We start from the raw sequence: 2,964 nt of genomic DNA, 5'->3' as shown, positions 1-2,964 counted from the left end.
TGTAGTTTGTTTTCCCCCACCTAAAGAGGTGGGGGACATCTTAAAGCTCGTTATACTATTCCAACGAAAACTGACAATTAACCAGTATATAGGAAATTGGGCATTGTCACAAAAATAAAGAACTGCTCCCCTTTGATTATTTCATCAGGGAACAGTCCCGTCTTTCATCTATTACTCCAAAGCTGATGCCTTATCACACATCATTCGCTGCTCTATTTCAGTTTCCTGCTGAAAAGCATTTTTGATGAGTAATTTATTAGCCATGGCTGACATAGCTTCGCTGATTTTCTGGTATTTTATCCCATTTTACCTCAGACACCGGCATACCGTGCTTTACTGCCCATGCAGTGGCAATCCCCGCTGCCTCCCCCAGTCATATTTGAAATTGAATACATCTAATATTATTCGCCCATTTTCCTTAAATATACACCCTTGTATTTCAAAAATTCACCACTTTGCCAAAAGGAATCATTTAGTGGACTACGTTAAGTCTATTTTGGTTTTTGTATTGTCGAAAAACAGGAAAAATACATCTGGGTGGCGAATAAAAAACTAGCTTAAAATAATATAACCATAGGAGGTCTGCCCTATGACAAATGAAACTGAACGAATTTCACAGGCTCAAGCTAACCCTGTGTTCATGACAGCAAAAACCGCCATCTGCCTTATGGAAAACGCTGATATTTCTGATGCTTCTGCAATAGTCCGTGGCTTAGGACTTGAAAAGCATGACCCTCTACAAAATATGACTGACCCTGATGTTGTACTTGGCAATGCTCTGGTGGTTGAAACAAAATATCGCACCATGTGTTCTTTGATAAAAGCTTCCGGCTGTCATGTATGTGTTGACCTGCCCTGTGGATATACCCCAAAGGCTTTGCACCTGTCCAAAGCAAGCATGGGGTTCATCGGACTTGATTTGCCCATTGTAGTACAGGAAATAGAACCTATCATTCGGACCCTTACTACAAGCTCTGACGAAATTTCCTTTCACGGTATAGATGCCACCAACTATGACTCTATCCGTACTGCGCTGCAAAATGTGACGGGGCCGCTATGCATTACCACCGAGGGAATGATGATGTATTTTGACGCACATGAGGCAGACGCTGTAGTTTCCAATATCCGTGGCATACTTGAATTGCATGGCGGTTTATGGATAACGCCTGATCCGGAATTTATACTGCAATTTTTTTATAGCTTCCGTTCCATATTTGGCAAAAATTCACTGGCAAAGCTGGCTGCCTCCAGAGAATCCGCCCAACAGCAGTCTGATGTAGCCCAACTGACTAATCCGTTGATAGTCAAACCTGATGATATTATCCGCTCATCAAAAACAGCTGAGGATTTTATAAACAGCCACGGAATGAAAGTCGAAAAAATAACGCTGGCTGAACACATCCCCAGCTTAAACATTTACCAGCAGCTGACACAGGAACAAATCAGAAGGTTTAAAGCCGCCATGAAGGATTGTCATTATTGGATTATAACCCTTGATGAGAAAAGACAGCAGGCCGATAACCCCAAACAAGAATCCACCCCCTTCGAGATGAGCTGCCTTCTGGAAAACAATATATTCAAGGCAACCATAGGAGGCAGACTGGACAGCCTTGCAGCACCGCAGCTTTTAACGGCATGGGAAAAAACAAAAACTGCCGGCATACCTGTGGGGGCAGAAATTGACTGTGCCAAACTGAGCTATATCACCTCCGCCGGAATTCGTGTATTCCTTATCATACAAAAAGCACTGGGCAAAGACTTAACATTGACCAATGTCAATCCATCTATGGAAAAGCTATTCATTCAAAAGGGTTTTACGGTTCCCCACTAAGATGAACAGATTACGAAAATTATTCACTCAAAGTAGTGGTATAGTGAACACATCAACTAAAATATGATGCTGGAGGGCACGAAAATGAAAAATATCCGCACAATACTTGATAATGGAAACAAAAAATATGTCGCAACATCAGACAGCTCCCTGCTGAAGCAAACAGCAGAACAGGGCCAGCACCCCTACGCCATCATAGTCTGCTGCTCTGACTCACGGGTCATACCCGAAAAGATATTCAACGCCATGATTGGAGATTTGTTCGTAATCCGCGTGGCAGGTAATGTCCTGGATAACCATCAGCTGGGAAGTATTGAATACGCTGCCGGGCACCTGGATTGCAGCCAGATCATCGTTCTCGGCCATACTGGCTGTGGCGCAGTTTCTGCAGCCCTTTCCGGTGACAGCAATGGGTTTATCAAATACATCACTGATGATATCCTGGAAGCCGTGGGGGAAGAGAGGGACCCCTATAAGGCCTGCTGCCTGAACGTGGTGCATGCTGTCGAGCGATTGAAAAATGAATTCGCCAGCCATTCGGAAATCGGCAGTGTGACCATCAGCGGTGCTATCTACGACATCCATACCGGCGTTGTGACATGGCTGTAATCCTTGTACCTGCAATTTCAAAAATTATATATGGAACACCGCTGAAAAGCCCCCGGTGAGGCCCTGTTTTTTTGCCGGAAAATCGCTGATCAGTAATAAAACCAATCAACGGGAGTATAGGCGAATATCATTGCAAAGTTGTACAAGCCTCCATGTTATTCCTAAATTCCTCCAAAGTCATGCCTATTTCGTCAGCGGCTTCAGCCTCTGACAATTTTCCTTTTTTTAATAAAGATATCACTGTTTTTAATCTGCCCTTCTTTTCTCCCCTGGCTTCTCCACGGGCTTCTCCACGGGCTTCTCCACGTGCTTCAGCTCGGGCCTCTCTTTTAGCAACAAATTCTTCCATAATTTCACACACCTTGTCCACCCCCTCATCGGTTTCCTTCAAAAATCTCATTCTATCAGCCAATCAACGGGGATATAGCCAAATATCATTGCACAGTTGAACAAGTCTCCAGATTTTTCCTAAATTCCTCCAAAGTCATGCCTATTTCGTCAGCGGCTTCAGCCTCTGACAATTT

3 protein-coding genes are annotated in these 2,964 nt (G+C 43.8%); 2 read left to right on the top strand and 1 reads right to left on the bottom strand.

Features of this window, described 5'->3' with window-relative positions; translation table 11 throughout:
- Window positions 1-589 precede the first annotated feature (589 nt).
- Window positions 590-1,831, top strand: coding sequence for an STAS domain-containing protein (locus Q0Y54_RS12500; RefSeq protein WP_297968625.1), 1,242 nt, complete (start codon window positions 590-592; stop codon window positions 1,829-1,831).
- 63 nt (window positions 1,832-1,894) lie between these two features.
- Window positions 1,895-2,440, top strand: a complete 546-nt coding sequence (locus Q0Y54_RS12495; protein WP_297968622.1) for a carbonic anhydrase — start codon at window positions 1,895-1,897, stop codon at window positions 2,438-2,440.
- Between the two features lie 127 nt (window positions 2,441-2,567).
- Here Q0Y54_RS12495 and Q0Y54_RS12490 read toward each other — a convergent pair whose 3' ends face one another.
- Window positions 2,568-2,852, bottom strand: a complete 285-nt coding sequence (locus tag Q0Y54_RS12490) for a hypothetical protein (RefSeq protein ID WP_297968619.1) — start codon at window positions 2,850-2,852, stop codon at window positions 2,568-2,570.
- Window positions 2,853-2,964 lie beyond the last annotated feature (112 nt).

Origin of the sequence: uncultured Anaerovibrio sp. (genome assembly GCF_947302755.1) — a bacterium.
Lineage (GTDB): Bacteria > Bacillota > Negativicutes > Selenomonadales > Selenomonadaceae > Anaerovibrio.
This window is presented reverse-complemented; position numbering and strand designations above follow the sequence as displayed.

Coding starts and splice junctions, on each gene's coding strand:
- Q0Y54_RS12500 (WP_297968625.1), top strand. CDS start 590: ATGACAAATGAAACTGAACGAATTTCACAGGCTCAAGCTAACCCTGTG.
- Q0Y54_RS12495 (WP_297968622.1), top strand. CDS start 1,895: ATGATGCTGGAGGGCACGAAAATGAAAAATATCCGCACAATACTTGAT.